The organism is Alteromonas sp. KUL106, from assembly GCF_009811415.1.
GTDB lineage: Bacteria > Pseudomonadota > Gammaproteobacteria > Enterobacterales > Alteromonadaceae > Alteromonas.
On record NZ_BLIG01000029.1, the window covers coordinates 12,381 to 27,098 of the forward strand.

15 protein-coding genes are annotated in these 14,718 nt (G+C 41.1%); 10 read left to right on the forward strand and 5 right to left on the reverse strand.

All coding sequences use genetic code 11. The features are described 5' to 3' along the window. Positions 1-76: 76 nt before the first annotated feature. Positions 77-2,170, reverse strand: coding sequence for a TonB-dependent siderophore receptor (locus GVO63_RS11205; RefSeq protein WP_159579902.1), 2,094 nt, complete (start codon positions 2,168-2,170; stop codon positions 77-79). A 196-nt stretch (positions 2,171-2,366) separates the two neighbouring features. Between GVO63_RS11205 and GVO63_RS11210 the strand changes: the two genes are divergently transcribed. Beyond that, positions 2,367-4,064 (forward strand): class I SAM-dependent methyltransferase, encoded by a 1,698-nt coding sequence (locus tag GVO63_RS11210; RefSeq protein ID WP_159579904.1) that lies wholly within the window; start codon positions 2,367-2,369, stop codon positions 4,062-4,064. A 14-nt stretch (positions 4,065-4,078) separates the two neighbouring features. On the opposite strand, the gene GVO63_RS11215 is transcribed toward GVO63_RS11210, so the two are convergent. Next, the gene (locus GVO63_RS11215; RefSeq protein WP_159579906.1) at positions 4,079-5,197 is read right to left on the reverse strand and encodes a DUF4124 domain-containing protein; all 1,119 of its coding nucleotides are present in this window, start codon (positions 5,195-5,197) and stop codon (positions 4,079-4,081) included. Between the two features lie 216 nt (positions 5,198-5,413). Between GVO63_RS11215 and GVO63_RS11220 the strand changes: the two genes are divergently transcribed. Then, positions 5,414-5,650, forward strand: a complete 237-nt coding sequence (locus GVO63_RS11220; protein ID WP_159579908.1) for a hypothetical protein — start codon at positions 5,414-5,416, stop codon at positions 5,648-5,650. A gap of 216 nt (positions 5,651-5,866) precedes the next feature. Then, positions 5,867-7,099 carry a site-specific integrase gene (locus tag GVO63_RS11225; RefSeq protein WP_159579910.1) on the forward strand — a complete coding sequence of 411 codons (1,233 nt, stop codon included), beginning with the start codon at positions 5,867-5,869 and terminating at the stop codon, positions 7,097-7,099. A 25-nt stretch (positions 7,100-7,124) separates the two neighbouring features. Here GVO63_RS11225 and GVO63_RS11230 read toward each other — a convergent pair whose 3' ends face one another. After that, positions 7,125-8,096 carry a hypothetical protein gene (locus GVO63_RS11230; RefSeq protein WP_159579912.1) on the reverse strand — a complete coding sequence of 324 codons (972 nt, stop codon included), beginning with the start codon at positions 8,094-8,096 and terminating at the stop codon, positions 7,125-7,127. A gap of 109 nt (positions 8,097-8,205) precedes the next feature. Then, the gene (locus GVO63_RS11235; protein ID WP_159579914.1) at positions 8,206-8,451 is read right to left on the reverse strand and encodes a hypothetical protein; all 246 of its coding nucleotides are present in this window, start codon (positions 8,449-8,451) and stop codon (positions 8,206-8,208) included. Between the two features lie 129 nt (positions 8,452-8,580). On the opposite strand from GVO63_RS11235, the gene GVO63_RS11240 reads away from it, so the two are divergent. The 6 genes from GVO63_RS11240 to GVO63_RS11265 all read left to right on the forward strand — a co-directional run bounded on the left by GVO63_RS11240 (position 8,581) and on the right by GVO63_RS11265 (position 13,998). Further along, complete coding sequence (locus GVO63_RS11240) at positions 8,581-9,456, forward strand: hypothetical protein (RefSeq protein ID WP_159579916.1); 876 nt, start codon at positions 8,581-8,583, stop codon at positions 9,454-9,456. A gap of 126 nt (positions 9,457-9,582) precedes the next feature. Beyond that, complete coding sequence (locus tag GVO63_RS11245; RefSeq protein ID WP_159579918.1) at positions 9,583-9,819, forward strand: AlpA family transcriptional regulator; 237 nt, start codon at positions 9,583-9,585, stop codon at positions 9,817-9,819. Next, positions 9,819-10,103 (forward strand): hypothetical protein, encoded by a 285-nt coding sequence (locus GVO63_RS11250; RefSeq protein ID WP_159579920.1) that lies wholly within the window; start codon positions 9,819-9,821, stop codon positions 10,101-10,103. Before GVO63_RS11245 ends, GVO63_RS11250 begins: the two co-directional genes overlap by 1 nt. Continuing rightward, the gene (locus GVO63_RS11255; protein WP_159579922.1) at positions 10,090-11,730 is read left to right on the forward strand and encodes a replication endonuclease; all 1,641 of its coding nucleotides are present in this window, start codon (positions 10,090-10,092) and stop codon (positions 11,728-11,730) included. The genes GVO63_RS11250 and GVO63_RS11255 overlap by 14 nt, the downstream gene beginning before the upstream one ends. Continuing rightward, positions 11,711-13,249 carry an AAA family ATPase gene (locus tag GVO63_RS11260; RefSeq protein WP_201281907.1) on the forward strand — a complete coding sequence of 513 codons (1,539 nt, stop codon included), beginning with the start codon at positions 11,711-11,713 and terminating at the stop codon, positions 13,247-13,249. Before GVO63_RS11255 ends, GVO63_RS11260 begins: the two co-directional genes overlap by 20 nt. After that, a complete protein-coding gene (locus GVO63_RS11265) occupies positions 13,246-13,998 on the forward strand; it encodes an HNH endonuclease (protein WP_159579924.1) in 753 nt (250 codons plus the stop codon). The genes GVO63_RS11260 and GVO63_RS11265 overlap by 4 nt, the downstream gene beginning before the upstream one ends. Before the next feature lie 156 nt (positions 13,999-14,154). On the opposite strand, the gene GVO63_RS11270 is transcribed toward GVO63_RS11265, so the two are convergent. Next, complete coding sequence (locus tag GVO63_RS11270) at positions 14,155-14,298, reverse strand: hypothetical protein (RefSeq protein WP_159579926.1); 144 nt, start codon at positions 14,296-14,298, stop codon at positions 14,155-14,157. 114 nt (positions 14,299-14,412) lie between these two features. On the opposite strand from GVO63_RS11270, the gene GVO63_RS11275 reads away from it, so the two are divergent. After that, a complete protein-coding gene (locus tag GVO63_RS11275; protein ID WP_159492060.1) occupies positions 14,413-14,661 on the forward strand; it encodes a DUF2960 family protein in 249 nt (82 codons plus the stop codon). Positions 14,662-14,718 lie beyond the last annotated feature (57 nt).

Below are 14,718 nucleotides of genomic sequence, written 5' to 3' on the forward strand. Positions count from 1 at the left end.
CGCGACCTAAACAATCAACAGGCCTTTTAGATCAGAGCAATTGCTGCTGGCCATGGCGTATTGATTAACGTTTCAATTAAAACGTATATGAGGCGCTTAACTGCGCATTGATACCAGCGCCGTAGTAGCCCACGGTATGAAGGCTATTAATGTATTTCTTGTCGAAAATGTTGTTAATGTTCATACGAACCGTTAAGTCGTCGCTGAACGCGCGAGATGCATACACATTCCCTAAGAAATACGCGCCTTGCTTAACGTTATAATCCACATTGCTTATTTCAGACTGCCAGCGACCACCAACGCCCAATTCCACTTCAGGTGCTTGCGGCACGGTGTACGCTAGCTGGAACGTAACCACATCGCGCGGCGCCCATAAATTGGCATCAAAGCCTTGCTCGTCTTCTACGTCAATCTTGGTATAAGACGCATTTGCACGCAGCGCATCCGTCACCTGCCCGGCCACTTCAATCTCAAAACCATCGGATTCTACCGACACACCTTTGTAGTAAAACTGCAGCGTGTCTGGGTTGGTGCCTGCATAAGCAGCCAGATTGTCTTGCTCTGCCGTGAAGTAAGCAAACGTCGTTAATAGACGGTCATCGAACCACTGGGCTTTCACACCCGCCTCAAAGTTTTGACCTTTGGTAGGGTCGAGGTACTGGCCGTTAATGTCGTACTGTTCTTGCGGCTGATACACATCAGAATAGCTTACGTATGCGTTCACCTCTTCCGTTATCGCATACGTAGCGCCAACGTAAGGGCTGGCTTCGCTTTCTGAGTTATCGATAACGGCACCGGCGTTTTGGCCTTTACGCTCAAAATCAATGGCGTTAAAGCCGGCAATGACGTGTAATTCATCAGAAATGCTAAAGCGAGCAGAACCAAAATAACGGGTTAGCGTTTGCTCAATGTTTGAATATTCGGTAGCCGCCAGCCATTCAGGCTCGGCAATCGCATCCAACGCATAAGGGAACGCAGGTGTTGGCCCAAAGGCAGGCGTAGCCGCATAATCAAACCCATGAACGAAAGACACATCATCACTGGTGGCGTGACTTATGCCAAAATTCACTTCATGCGAGCGGCCAAATAGCTCAAAATCACCAAATACGCGGCCTTCCACCAAATGGGAGTCGATATCAGAGTCGTAGCGACCAGGCCAACCAATAAGGCCTAAGCCTGTGTCTTTATCAATGGCTCCGTAGGCATAAAACAGTTTGCTCTGATCTTCAAAATCGCGGTAGTTATAGCTAAGCAGCAGCTGCCAATCGTTATCGAACACATAATCGAGTTCCACGAAGGCATTGGTGGTTTCGGTATCCCACTTTGTCCATTCTTGGGTAGTAGTATCGCTAATGTCCCACTCGGCCTGGGTGCCATCAGTATAGTTAAATACTAGCCCACCCCACGTGTTGCCATCGGTATTGGCATCTTGATAAGACAACCCAAAGGTCACCGTTGCGTTGTCGGTAAGCTGACCGTCTATCACACCATAAGCAAAGCTGCGGTTGTTCTCTAGGCCATCAAGGTGAGATTCTTTATCTTCCACACTGCCTACTACACGCGCCGCCCAGCTGCCGTCTTCGGTAAGCAGCATAGAGTAATCGCCCTGCACGCGCTTAAAGTTGTACGAGCCAATGCTGGCACCAATTTCACCGCCTTCTTCATTGGTTGGGCGCTTACGCACATAGTTAATGGTACCCGACGCATTACCCACCCCCGTTAGCAAGCCGTTGGCACCGCGAATAACTTCAATTTTTTCATAGCCGTAGGCTTCCACGGCACCGGTAACAATGCCCCAGTCGTTCGGCAGGCCCACGCCGTCTATTTGGGTGTTTTTAATTTCAAAACCGCGCGCAGTGTAGTTGGTACGGTTCGTTTCCCACTCTTCTACGTTAATACCTGGCGCAAGCTTCAGCGCATCGTTAATAGTAAACGCACCGAACGACTGCATTAAGTCTTCAGAAAGAATGCTTATAGACTGCGGCGTTTCACTAATTTCCATGGTTAAGCCCGTTGCACCGCGGCTAACACGGTTTTGACGAACGCCCACAATACGAATTTTTTCAACATCACTTTCTTTTACTTCTACCGTATCGCTTTGTGTGGTTTGCGCATTTACTGACAAAGCAAACGCGATAGGCGTTAGTGCAAATAAACTGCTTAGTTTCATGGTTTTCTCTGTTCTTGGTTTTGATGGGTTAGGATGTTTTCGGGGCAGGAGTATAAAACACCTTAAACTTAATTTAAATGATAATCGTTATTATTTACATTTTTGACTGGTAGATATATCAGAATCATTGTTTGAGTTTATTCATCAAATGATTTAGAAAAGAAACCTCAATGGATTGGTTAACTAAGTTTGCGAATTGACTACAAATATCACCTACTATTCAGCTAACGCCTCAGTGCTCGCGAATCAATACGACAGCGTTCCGTTCGAGTCTGTGCATAAAGATTGGCTTGAGGAAATTCCTAAAGAAGGAATGGTACTTGATGTGGGTGCAGGTTCAGGTCGGGACGCTCGTTATTTAGCTGCAAAGGGCTTAGGTGTGGTTGCAGTTGAACCTGCCTCTGGCATTCGAGAAATCGCGCAAGCTTATACGGTTTCAAGCCCTATTCACTGGATATCCGATTCATTACCTGAACTAACTGAAGTCTTTCGCTTACAAACGAAATTTGACCTAATTCTTCTAAGTGCAGTTTGGATGCATGTTGCACCGTCGTCGCGAGAACGCGCCTTTAGAAAATTATCTTCATTACTAAAACCTAACGGTAAGCTTGTAATATCTTTACGCCATGGTAGTTGCGCTGATGAACGCACTATGTACCCTGTTTCAGCAGATGAACTGGCTAAGCTTGCGAGTCAATTTGGGCTTACCTATCGCCTACTTTCTCCTGAAAAATCGAACGATGCGTTGGGCCGCGCTGAAGTCCAATGGCAGACGGTTTTACTTACACTTCCCGATAACGGGACGGGTGCATTCCCGTTAATTAGAAACATCGTAATAAACGACAGTAAATCCTCAACATACAAGGTTGCACTTTTACGGACACTACTCAGAATAGCCGAAGGCCATCCTGGCGCGGTTATGGAACAAACTAACGAACACGTAATTCTGCCTGTTGGATTAGTAGCCCTTTATTGGTTGAAGCTTTATAAACCGCTAATAGATAAGTTCGAGATGCAACAAAACAGCAACTCTAGTAGAGGGTTGGGGTTTGTTAAAACTGACGGCTGGCAGCAGATTACAGCCTTTTCTAGTAATGATTTTTATATTGGCGCGCACTATTCAGATAGTGCAACGGTACAAGCAATTTACCGAACTCTAAAAGACATCGCTTCGACTGTAAAAAATATGCCCGCTAAGCACACCACGTTGCCTGGCACTGATAAAGGTGTTTTTCACGTAGAGCTTAATCAAACTCGAAAGCCTAAGAACGATTTGTTACTAGACTTCGAGTTTTTGTCTTCGTTGGGAAAGTTCTATGTACCCGTGCATATTTGGGATTCATTAACTCAGTTTAGCGTATGGATAGAGCCGACATTGATTAACGAGTGGTCATCTTTAATGGCAGGTTATGGTTTAAACAAACAAAAGCCGCTTACTAAAGTCGATTATCTTAATGCACTTCGGTGGGAGGACCCAGAACGTTCCACTTCTAAAATTCGAAACCGAGTAAATGAGTTGCTCACCAATGAAGGCGTTGCATGCTGCTGGTCTGGTAAGCGATTAAAACATTCTGGCTACGCTATCGACCATGCATTTCCATTTGCGAGATGGCCCAATAACGACCTTTGGAATTTGCTACCTACCAAATCAACTATAAACGCTAACAAATCTGATAAGTTACCCACAGGTTTGAAGCTTTCTAGTTCTCGTGAACTAATCGTCTCTTGGTGGAAACAGGGCTGGCAAAACAATCAAACTGAGTTTTTTAGCCAAGCCAATTTAGCCTTACCTAACCTTAAGCCAAATAACACTAGTTTCGATGACGTGTTTGAAGCGTTCGCACTGCAACGTGATCGTATCAAGGCGTTGCAGCAGTTGGAGGATTGGCGATAACATTGGAAGATAGTTTATTGAAGCTTACTTCTAAACCAGCGTCTAAAATCACTGTTTAGCGTTGCGATATTTCTCCCGTACAATCGCTGAATATCGCTCATGGAAAGCTCTTCACAGCCATTTTCGCTTTCTAACAGCAGAAGTCGACTCATAAAGTCTTGGTTGTCGCTCATTAGAAAAGCAACGAAAGCCCAACTAGAAGCATAGAATTGATGCGGATCTTGGCGCCAACTACTCTCCGTCCCTTCAAAGAGTGTGGTCAATGCTAGCGGCTGATTACTTTTAAAATGATTAACCCATGCGCTGTTAGTCAAACTTCCCGGGCTTTCTGAATATTCCGCCATTCCTTCATTCAACCATTTCGCCACTTGACCATACCAATATCGATTAATGGTATGTATTACCTCATGCGTTATAGTTTGGAGTGTTTCCTTATTGCCCCGAATCAAAATGGCAGATTCATTTCTGCCCGAAGAATAAAAGCCTGTGCTTTTGGGTGTAGAAAGGTTAAAACGCTTGCTATATTTTTCATACGCACCTTTATCGCTGAAACTCCTTATATTAGCTACAACAGGAACCATTGATTCGATAGGTGTGACAGGAGCAAAAGCATCTAATGCTTCTTGTACTCTTCCTCGAACCGCGCGCTGAACGTCAAACGGTAAATTATGCGAGAGAAAATTAAGCGATATAGCCTCTGGATTAATTATTTTGGCTACTTGTACTGAAGTATTACTGTTCAGCTTCCTAGGAGAGTCACTTATATGCTTAACGCCTTTGCCATCTGTCCATGTATAAATGATCTTTCTCTCGGGTGGTTTCATCTTGTCTAAACATTTATATGTGTGAGGAGCTTCATGCTCATCTATCCAAGAATTGCTTCGTGTATATCTGACTTCAGAATTATCTATAGCCACTAAACTGTTTTGGCCAAAAGAGATATCTGACTGTGAAATTAAAGCACTAGATGTAGTGCTTTCTTGATTACTTGCTCCTTTAAGTTCGAAAGCGAGATGAAGGAATTGAGGTAGATTGACACTATCCCGCGCGAAGTATAAAACTCCTAAACTGTTAACAACTATTACACTTGCAAGTATAAAAAACTTTGCGCCAATTCCATTCCTTTTTACCATGCTAATCCTTCAACACCGCCATATATCTAAACGTGTAATAAGACTACAACAACACGTAAGAAACAAAGTATTAGTTAGCCCAAATGGGGTTGAATTTCTATACATAGTTATTAATTAAGAGCACCTTTAATTCCGGAACAATCTTAAAATGTGTAGCCTAACCTACTAGTCTAACTCTATAATTTTATAGGCCTGATTAATTTCTCAAGGATGAAAATGAAGAAGACAAGCACTTTAATTCTGTTAATGCTCACTGCTAGCTATTCTTTTGCCAACTCTGACTTTAAACCTTCGAAGTATCAATGCTCAGGCATAGAGCAGCGAATCGAAAAAATCAATTCCAGAATGCGCGCGGGCTACAGTACGAAAGAAGGCGAGCAACTGAAGGAACAACTGCGAAGCTTGAAGAAGCAACGAAATGAGTGCAAAAAGAAAGGCTTCTCGGTTGATTAAAGCATAATACAAATATCAAATGAACCTATGACCTTTGCCTCCGGAGCCTGATTTTGGGGTATTTCTTGGTAAACAACCATGAACAAGAATGCATCAAAAAGAACATCAAGCCATTGATTAATATAAATTAAATATATTCAGAGTTTGTTCATACTTGTTCATGTAAACTCACTCAAAATCACTCACTTTGCTACATATTTGCTACATATTTTGCCTATGGCTATCAAGAAAAAGATAACGAACAGCAGCATTAATGCACTTAAACCTGAAGATAAAAGACTAAATGACACCGAGATTTCAGGCTTTCATGCGCGAATCTCTCCAAAAGGCAGAGTGACCTACTTTTTGTATTATCGCCATAATGGAAGACAGCAGAATGTTAAGTTGGGTACACATCCAGAAATTACACCAGCACAAGCGCGAGATGCAGCAAAAATGGCTAGCGCGTCAATTGTGCAAGGTGTTGACCCACACGAAAATAAAAAAGAGCTGAAAGCACAAGAAAAGCTAGCAAGACTCACCACACTTCAAGCTTTCATAGAATTGGAGTTTGAAAAGTGGTACATAGCTAAATACCCCAAAACAGGTGAACGTGAGCTACAAAATTTAAAGGTTAACTTTCCTACCCTACTTCCAATGCAGTTACGCGACATTAACGCTTCTTTGCTAGAAAAATTGCGTACAGAAATGCTTAATGAAAAGCGAAGTAATGCAACCATCAATAGGCGTTTCACCACTTTAAAATCTGTCTTAACAAGAGCGGTAGAATGGGAAGTGATCCCTAATCATGATTTAAGAAAATTGAAACCGTTGAAAGAAGATAATAGCCGTGTTCGTTACTTAAGTTTTGATGAAGAAGCGCGCTTAAAAGAAGCATTAAAAGCTAGAGATTTGAAAATAAAGCGAGAGCGAGAGAGTGGCAACAAACATCGAGCAGAAAGAGGCTATCCTCTTCTTCCCGACTTGAGTACGCGAACATTTTCAGACTATCTAGAACCGTTGGTCATTTTAGCAATGAATACTGGTATGCGAAGAGGTGAACTACTTTCGCTTAGATGGCAAAACGTAAACTTTGACCGCGATGTTTTAACTGTTGAAGCGATAAATGCCAAAAGCGGAAAAGCACGGCACATTCCCCTAAACCAAAAAGCTAAGTCAGCGCTAGCAAACTGGAAAAGCGACTGTGAATCATTACTGTGGGTTTTTGAAGGCAAACCTGAGCACCCCCTCAAAGATATCAAGAAAGCTTGGTCTACGATCTTAGAGGACGCAAAATTAAAAGATTTTCGTTTCCATGACCTACGCCACCACTTTGCAAGTAGATTGGTAATGGCTGGTGTAGATTTAAATACAGTTAGGGAACTATTAGGTCACAGTTCGTTAGAGATGACGCTCAGGTACGCACACTTGGCACCTGAGCATAAGGCTAGAGCAGTTGGACTTTTATAGACAAGCTTTCAATTAGTAAGAGTTATCATGATGACTTCTTCATTCTCTGATGGTCCCAAAACTGGTTGTTCATTTCACTATTCATTTTAACTATTTCTTGTATAGCTTTGGCCGCTGTCTCTTTCGATATAAGCTTTTTCTTCAGCTTTTTTTTGATTAGTTTTTCATAGTCTGCACGCTCTTTAAACCTATCTCTATTGAGCAGAAGCCCATTTCTAGTCTGCTCAAATAGAATATTAAATATTGGCTCATATCTGTTTACAAACTCTATGGCAGGTCTTAGGTTATCCGTAACATCTTCCCATTCATCACTTTCATCAGCAAGTCTATCAAAATGAGCTGGTGTGATAAGGCCGGTCGGAGCGATACCAGTATTCTCAACTCTTGCGTGTTGAAATATTTTTCTCGCAAGCTCTGAACAATATGATTTAGATTTTTTCTTCTTTGCCTCTCGATACTTAAAGATTTCGTACTCTTGTGCAATATAAAAAATACAAGCTTTCATCAGATTTTCTTGTTTCGCCCTTCGTGCAACCCCCTTTTTTCGAATAATTCTCCAGTTATCTTTTGCATCTTTTAAAACGTCTAATAACGTCCTAGGGCTTACATCTGTTCCCGGCATTGCATCGACGAGAATATGATCTACAAAAAAGACAGCGACATGGCTAGAACGGACACCTGAGTAGAAAGGCTTCTGAGACTTCACGAGTAATTCTGATTTCAGAGAATCACCACACATAAGCAAAACATCACCTGACTCGAACCAATATCCCTCACCAGCTTCATTAACCAAATCAATAAAGGGCTCTAGATTTCCTTCCATCAGAGCTTTGTAAATGGGATATTGCTCTTCATTAATGCCACGCATAAATGCGGCCAATTTGGTAATTTTCTCTGGCGTATTTTTACTTTCCTCTACTGCAGCTTTAACTTTTTCCTCTGAATCGAGATTCGCTAGAATAGAAGCAGTAATCGATTTGTTGTATGGCATGTGCATGGTCAAGTCCTTTTGGAAGCATCTACAAAGCTTCGTATGTTAAACCGTAAGAAACTGAAAAAGAAACCTTTTTCACAAAATTTATCTTTTTCAAGAACTCTCCATACAATTATTTTTTGCGCTTCAGAAGATATAGATTTGCCGACTTCTTATATGGAACAGAGCCTGTCAAATCATCGTCAGGATCGATGTAAAAGCCTCCGGAGGCTTTAAATGGTTCTTCCTTGGTTATGCGAAGTGTTTGAGTTACTCCTCTCTCAAATTCGTTATACTCTTTGGTATCTTCTTCATAGGGGTTGTTAGAGTATCTCCCTGATCTTCGCCCTTCTCTATATGCTTTGCTAACAAATTCCATTTATACCTCTGTGTATTTCATTGTTTATTAGCACGTTTCCGTGAACTAGAATGAACTTCCGATTTTTAGCAATAATAACTATTTGAATATAAACAGAACATGAACAGGAAAGTCGAGGCGTATAGAAAGGTGGAAGATAAAGAGTATTTTACGATTACTGAGATTAAAAGTTCTGTTTCAAAGAGCGACTTGTTTTATGCAGTTCAAAGCCGTGAATTAGTTTTCAGTTTTTTCATTCCTGAAATGTTATATATAGCCGTTGAACCGTACAGCGAAGGAAAAGTCGGACAGATTGTTTTAGCCTATGAAGGAATTATCTCGCTAACAAGCGACGACTCAATTAGGCTGATTCACGAGAAGTCGTTGCAGTTAACTTCAGTAAAATTAGCTAATAGAGCAAACGCAACCGTACATGCTATTGACTACCCATTCCAACTAAAGCTGCCCAATCCATATATGAATAGCTGGCGTCCTAGGAAGCTACGCGATATGCCTGTTTCAGATATTGAAGCGATAGTAATGGCGAAAGAGGTAATAGATGAACGTAAATTATTAAGCAGCATTTTGAAGTCTCATAATATTCCTCAAGATATTCCACAGGTCATTAAAAGCAATTCAATTTCTATTAAACTAGAGGACGCTGTTGTAAGGCGCGATCACCTACTTCACGCCAATTTGTTAAGCGAACCTAAAGTGACAATCTCCGATGATATCGGCCGTTCAAATTTAAGCACTGGAAATCACAGATCGAATCAATTTCATGAACTTTTAACCGAGCTAATAAGAATTCATCCGAAGTTATCAAAAAAACAATGTGAAAAAATTCTAAGGCAAGAAGTAGAACTATCAAAAGACGAACGAAGTTATGATAGGAAAGGCATCATTCTCGATATTTCAGACACAGAACTATTATGGGAGAGTTCTTACGGTAATCAACAAACCATAAAGCTGAACAGTTTAGGAACTATCCTTTCTAAAGTACGCAAAAAGATTAATGCTTCCTAAGTCAAAACTTCAACGCTACGAGAAAAAAATCAACGCTAAGAAAAAATTTTCAACGGTAAGATAAACGGCGCTTTTTAACCATGTAATTTCACTCCCACAAACACAAATGCTGTCGGGAGACATTACATGAGCAACCAAATAACACCACGACTACTATCTGAAAAAGAAGCCTCTCAGTATATCTGCATGAGCCGTTCTTTCTTGCGACAGGCAAGAATGGACGGTAATCGCGAAAATCGCACACCAGCCCCACCTTTTATCAAAATTGGCCGAGCTGTTCGTTATCTTCGAGAAGACCTTGATGCTTGGCTAGAAAGCTTCGTGCGACGCACCCACCTTTATCAGGATGAAGGTGTAGCGTAATGAAGAAACTATCAATACACCAAATCGAATTGCTCACCTTCTTCTATAACGGCGGAATTGTTGAGTTTTGTACCAGCGTGAGCCCCAAGTTAGGGGATTATCACTTCCCTGCAGAAAAGCCGATAAAGTTTTCTAAGACGGTATTCTTTTCGTTAGTTCGTATCGGGTTATTAAAAGAAACCAAAGAGGAAATGGAGTTTGGCATTCGTTGGAGCAATTTCTCGATTTCTAAAAAGGGAATGAAGCTGCACAACGAACTGGAGGGTCGTGATGAAAACGCATAAAGAAACTCCAATCGCTCGTTCTATTGACGAGCTCGATAAAATTAATGGTGATTTTTACCGCTCCATATCAAAAGAAGATCGACTGTTTGTAAAAGAACGTATTTCGCATTTTAATGAAGTTATCCAGCAAATACTTATCAACCAATATCAGACCTTTGATAAGCCGTATAACGCTAATAGCTATTTGCGTGAAAAAACTGAAACACTTAATGCACTCATTCCAGAAAAGCTTATTCGTTATTTTAACGCGGGTGAATATGAACTAAGAGAACTTTCAGATGAGTGTTCGAAGCGTTGCGAACGTTTTGCGCTTTACACCTATCCACTAGAAAACCGTAACGTAACGGGTCAAAAATCCGTTAACGGGAATATGGCGCTTTACAACGAATGCGCTCAGCTCGTTAACGGGTACGGCATCATCCCTCCAGAACTAAAAAAATCCGTTAACGTTAACGGTGCAATCAAAAGAATGCAGGACAAATACTGGTGGCTCCGGAAGTTACGAAAAGTGCTACGCCGTACAGAAGAAAAAGTGCTCATTCACTTAGGACAGGTAAACAGTAGAAAAGGAAAGTACTGTAGTGATAACACTGTAAAACATCGCTTAATTCAAAAAGAACTGCAAAGGCAAATGCTCGAAAATCTCGTTATCGTTAACGAAAATAATGAGTCGTTTTCGCTTGCTGAATTGTCAGATAAAAATGTATCTAACCCTGTTAATCGTAAAAATGAACTTATGACACGTATGGCTGGTTATGAAGAAATAGCTAAGGAACTGAACCACAAAGCCTTGTTTGTGACGATTACATGCCCTTCTCGCTTTCATAATACATACGCTAAGTCTGGTGATAGAAACCCCAAATGGGATGGCTCAACGCCTTATGAAGCGCAGCAATATTTAAATGATATGTGGGCGCTTGTTCGCGCTGATTTAAACCGTAAGGACATAAAGCTATACGGCTTCCGCATTGCTGAACCACAGCATGACGGAACACCTCATTGGCACATGCTTATTTTCTTAGAGCGACACCAATCGAATGAGTTTAAAGCCGTTATCGAACACTACGCGTTAAGAGAAGACGGCGATGAAGCAGGCGCTATAGAAAACCGTTGTGACTTTAAAGATATTGATTATTCAAGAGGCAGTGCAACGGGCTACATTGCTAAATATGTAAGCAAAAACGTTAATGGTGCAAACCTAGATAGTGATATTGACGGCGGCAATGCTGTTGAAGCGGCGCAGCGTGTGGAAGCATGGGCTAGTTGTTGGGGAATACGTCAGTTTCAACAATTAGGTGCAGGGGCTGTTACTGTATGGCGTGAACTAAGAAGACTTAGAGCGCTTTGCAACGAAACTAAACTCTTCTCTGATATTTTCGAAGCAGCGGATAAAGGCAAGTGGGCAGACTTTGTAAAACTTATGGGGGGCGTATTCTGTAAGCGCAACGATCAAGCCATTCGCCCTCTGTACAAAGAAAAGCTTGTTACAGAAACAGGTGAACTTAAACAAAGTTACTTTGACGGAGAGGTTTCAATTTCGCTTCGAGGAATAAAGCTAGGTGAGAAAGAAGTTATTACTAGAATTCACGAATGGCGCATAGAAAATCGTGGCATTAGAGCCGCTTAGCGGCTCTAATGCTTTTACTTGGAGTTCTGTAAATAAGTGTACGCGCTCTATTCTGTACCTTGAAAAGAATGCAAGTGTCCAATTTTTTGCTAATATGCACTCTCCCCTGAATTATCATGACGACGTAAATACTCGAACAGGTTGGTATGTTGCAAGGCTTAAAATGATTACCCAGATTGACATTGAGAATTTTAAACTTTTTGATAAAAAGTCATTCAAATTCAATAGCGAGTTTAATTTAATAGCTGGCGTTAATGGCTGTGGCAAAAGTTCTCTTCTCAAAGCCCTTGCGATATCACTTGCTGGATGGGCGCATGCTTACATCAAGAATGAATGGAACCTTCGACCAATATCCGATGATGAAATAAGAGAGATAGAATTAGATGGTAGGTTTGATTTAACCAAAAGAACCTCTATTACTGCCCACGGCGTATTCCCGATTATTAACCGCTATGCGAGTGCCACTAACGGTAAAGTGTCATGGACTCGCTCGCGTAGCGAAGGCTTTGATATGACGGTTTTATCAGGAAAGATTCAATATCAAAATCGTGGAACAGGCTCCTTCAGTCAAGAATATAATTTGAACCTATCTACTCTAGGTTGGGATGTTTTAAGTTATATTGAGAAAGGGCAAACTTTTGATTTGCCCGTAATTGCTTTTTATGAATGTGACCGCTTGTGGATTTCTAAAGGTGATATAGATGTTGAAAGCTCGGCACAAAAGCAGTTTTCACGTTTTGAACCGTATACTGACTGTTTCCATACAGGAGCGGATGATAAGGCAATTAGTGAATGGTTATTGAAACTAGAGTTAAGTGAGATCCAAAAAAAGACACCAAGTCCAATGAAATCGGCTATCGAGTTTGCTGCTAAGGGGGCTATGGAAAACTGTATTGGTTTTGGTTTCGATTTTGATGAATCAAGAGTTATGGTTCGTTTTGAAGATGGTAGCTCGATCCCTTTTGAACACTTGAGCGATGGTCAGCGTACTATTCTTGGTTTATTTTGTGACATTGCTAGACGAGCAGCAATTCTCAATCCCCATATGAAAGAAGACGTCTGTACAGAAACACAAGGCGTTGTTCTTATCGATGAATTGGATTTGCATCTACATCCGAAATGGCAAAGAAGAGTTATAGAAGACCTAAGAACCATTTTTCCTAAAATGCAGTTTATTTGCACGACCCACTCAGCGTTTCTTATCCAGTCTCTACGTTCAGCTGAAGAACTCCTCTTACTCGATGGCGAACCATTGTTAGAGTATGACAGTAAAGGAATTGAGGAAATAGCCCGGAATATGGGCGTACAGAGCCCTGAATTTTCGCTACGCTATAAAGAAATGAAACAAATTAGTCATGACTTTTTAGATATTTTAGACAGTGAAGAGCTTTCTAAAGAAGAGTTTCACGAGAGATATAGACAACAGCTAGCTGAATTAATTGCTCCTTATTCTGATAATCCAGCTTTCCAAGCGTTTTTGGAGCGAAAATACACTTCTAAGACAGGCCATGAACTGTGAGGCCTTGCAAACGCGGTGATTCCCCAAAACCTCAAGGTTTTACTCACTACAGAGATGCATTTGATCATCTTTTAAATGCAATAGGTAAAGGTTATTCGCAAGGAAAACCTATCGCACAATACTGTAGCTATTGTGAACGAGTAATTGTCACTAATCTTGCTGTTGAACATTTACAGCCTAAAGATGGTCCAGACGGAAGACCTGATTTGAAAAATGAATGGGCCAATTTCCTTTTAGCTTGCGTTAACTGCAACTCATCTAAAGGTAACAAAGCGGTAAATTTCAACGAACTGTTTCTCCCCGATAGGGATAATACCTTCCTTGCTTTTGATTATGATACCAATGGCGTGGTAGCCCCAGCGGCTGGCCTTACCGACGAACAAAAATCATTAGCACAACGTACGATTGATTTAGTTGGCCTTAATGCAGGGATTGTAAATAACGGCACAGTTGTTTCAAAAGATAGGAGAAATCAGAGAATAAATGCATATCTATCAGCTATAGACTCTCTAGAAGACTTTAAATCAGATCCAAACAACGAAGCACTGAAAAGAGCAACAGTAAAGTCTATGGTCACCAGTGGATATTTCAGTATTTGGATGAAGGTTTTCAATGATTACCCTGAGATGAAAAGCAATTTCATAAATGCGCACAATGGCACTAGGGAGAGCGGATGTTTTGATGGACTAGCAGACGCTATTTCACCACACCCGAATACGGACAATCTTGATTGTGGTGGAAAAATTTGACGGCAGACTGCTACATATTTGCTACATATTTCAAAAGAGAGATTTTTAGAAAAACAGAATCCAGCTACAGCCCTTTAAAAATGGCGCAACCGACAGGATTCGAACCTGTGACCTTTGCCTCCGGAGTGTAAAAACCACTGATCAGCTCTTCGTGGGTTAAACCTCAATCGGCCTATCAAAGCTTTCATCATTGTCGAAATAAAGCTCGCTTAGCCAGCTTTTCTTCATTTTGTAGGTCGCGCTGGCAAAGGCTGCTGTTTCTCTTAAGCTAATTAACTCTCCATCGAATACTTTAAACACCTCGCGCAGTGGTTTTGCCTCCCGCTTTTCTTAATACGGTAATTATTGGCGTTAATTGAGTTTATAATAGTGGTTAAACAGTTTTTGAATTACATCGACCAACTTGAGTAGAACATGGCCCATAAAGTACGTTATAAGTTTAAAGGTGTGGCAAAAGAGATAAATTTTTCTTACAGCCGCTATCAAAATATGCATGAAGCCGTGGCCGAAGCTGAGGGAATAGACCTTTCCCAGTTCCTGCAAACTGAACAGCAACTTGCCGCTATTAGTAAAGACAAAAAAACCGTAAGAAATTTCAGAGATTCCGAATTTGTAAAAATGGGGTTTTCTGAATTGTACTTCTTAAAAAACGGTCAGGAATGATGTTTGCTCCCTACAACGCATATTAGAACTCTGAAACACTTTGCTTTTGGGGATTAA

Bases quoted from the DNA above. Each gene is read 5' to 3' on its own strand.
- GVO63_RS11205 (WP_159579902.1), bottom strand. From the start codon at position 2,170: ATGAAACTAAGCAGTTTATTTGCACTAACGCCTATCGCGTTTGCTTTG.
- GVO63_RS11215 (WP_159579906.1), bottom strand. From the start codon at position 5,197: ATGGTAAAAAGGAATGGAATTGGCGCAAAGTTTTTTATACTTGCAAGT.
- GVO63_RS11220 (WP_159579908.1), top strand. From the start codon at position 5,414: ATGAAGAAGACAAGCACTTTAATTCTGTTAATGCTCACTGCTAGCTAT.
- GVO63_RS11225 (WP_159579910.1), top strand. From the start codon at position 5,867: ATGGCTATCAAGAAAAAGATAACGAACAGCAGCATTAATGCACTTAAA.
- GVO63_RS11230 (WP_159579912.1), bottom strand. From the start codon at position 8,096: ATGCACATGCCATACAACAAATCGATTACTGCTTCTATTCTAGCGAAT.
- GVO63_RS11235 (WP_159579914.1), bottom strand. From the start codon at position 8,451: ATGGAATTTGTTAGCAAAGCATATAGAGAAGGGCGAAGATCAGGGAGA.
- GVO63_RS11245 (WP_159579918.1), top strand. From the start codon at position 9,583: ATGAGCAACCAAATAACACCACGACTACTATCTGAAAAAGAAGCCTCT.
- GVO63_RS11250 (WP_159579920.1), top strand. From the start codon at position 9,819: ATGAAGAAACTATCAATACACCAAATCGAATTGCTCACCTTCTTCTAT.
- GVO63_RS11255 (WP_159579922.1), top strand. From the start codon at position 10,090: ATGAAAACGCATAAAGAAACTCCAATCGCTCGTTCTATTGACGAGCTC.
- GVO63_RS11275 (WP_159492060.1), top strand. From the start codon at position 14,413: ATGGCCCATAAAGTACGTTATAAGTTTAAAGGTGTGGCAAAAGAGATA.